The sequence below is a fragment of the Paenibacillus ehimensis NBRC 15659 genome (genome assembly GCF_004000785.1).
In the GTDB taxonomy this organism is placed as follows: Bacteria; Bacillota; Bacilli; order Paenibacillales; family NBRC-103111; genus Paenibacillus_G; species Paenibacillus_G ehimensis.
Genome location: NZ_BILX01000185.1, coordinates 1 through 1484, shown reverse-complemented (window position 1 = coordinate 1484; position 1484 = coordinate 1). Strand labels below are relative to the sequence as shown.

At 52.8% G+C, this 1484-nt stretch carries 1 protein-coding gene; it reads left to right on the top strand.

What is annotated here, in order from left to right; translation table 11 throughout:
* Window positions 1–91 precede the first annotated feature (91 nt).
* Window positions 92–1309 (top strand): IS256 family transposase, encoded by a 1218-nt coding sequence (locus tag PEH01S_RS34240; protein ID WP_127490452.1) that lies wholly within the window; start codon window positions 92–94, stop codon window positions 1307–1309.
* Window positions 1310–1484: the final 175 nt, after the last annotated feature.

The window sequence follows — 1484 nt, the reverse complement described above, 5'->3', positions numbered from 1 at the left end:
GGGTCTGTAAAATGAAACGTGGAACCTTTGAAACGGATATAAATGGGACATACTAAGTTCCATCAGATCATCCATTTCGGAGGGAAGACGTATGACAGAGAAATTTTGGAGCAAGCAAGCGATTCAGGAGCTAGTGAAGGAGCAGAAATTTGAGTCGGTTGAGCAGATCCAGGCGACCCTGAAGGACATGTTCAAGGATGTGCTGGAGGCCACGCTTAAGGCGGAGCTCGACAGCCAGCTCGATTATGCCCCTTATGATCACAACAAGGAAACGAAGAACAGCCGAAACGGATATGGGAAGAAAACGGTCCACACGGAATACGGCGATATCCAAATCAAAGTGCCGCGCGATCGCTTTGGCGAATTTGAACCGGTTGTGATCAAAAAAAATCAAACGAACGTCACGGGCATCGAGGATCAGATTACAGCCTTGTACGCCAAGGGTGTCAGCACACGGGACATTCAGGATCATCTGCAAGGCCTGTACGGAATCGAGGTGTCTCCGACGCTCATTTCGAACGTTACTAATAAGATTATGCCCGTTATTAAAGAATGGCATAACCGCCCGCTGCAGCCGACGTATGCGGTGGTGTTTCTGGATGCGATTCACTTCAAGGTCAAACAAGACGGGGCCATTGTCAACAAAGCGGCCTACATGGTGATTGGCGTTGATCTGGACGGCAACAAGGATGTGCTGGGTATCTGGATCGGCGAGAACGAGTCGGCGAAGTTCTGGATGAGCGTGTTAAACGACCTGAAAAATCGCGGCGTGCAGGACATCTTGCTCGTCTGTGTGGATAACTTGACGGGCTTCAGCCAAGCGATCTCGGCTTGCTACCCGAAAACCGATATCCAAAAGTGCATCGTTCACCAGATCCGCAACTCCGTCCGTTATGTGTCGTACAAGGATCTCAAACGCGTTACGGCCGACCTGAAGCCGATTTACAAAGCCGCCACCGAGGAGGCCGCCTTGCTGGAGTTGGATCGGTTTGAAGAAACGTGGGGCGAAAAGTACCCCTTAATCGTGAAGTCTTGGCGCCAGAACTGGGACGAGTTATCCACCTTCTTCATGTACCCGGCAGAGCTGCGCAAGCTGATATACACGACGAACATGATCGAGGGCTACCACCGCCAATTGCGCAAGGTGACGAAAGGGAAGAGCATTTTTCCAAACGACGAGTCGCTCTTGAAAATGCTGTACCTGGCCACTATGGACGTCGTGCGCAAATGGACGGGACGCGTGCAGAACTGGGGGCAGATCCTGTTGCAGTTAACCGTCTGTTACCCGGACCGCGTTCAGGTACGCTAAAACGGCTTGAGGTGGAGGGGGCGGGTCTGGTAGGCTGTTGCCCGGCGCGAGAACGGCCCTCAGGCCCCTTCGCCCATCGCGCGTGCACCGGACCCGCCAGAGGCTCCAGGTCAAGCCGTGGCTCGGTAGTTGCTAGATTCTGGTTTCAAAGGTTACACTTTTTACTTGACAGTCT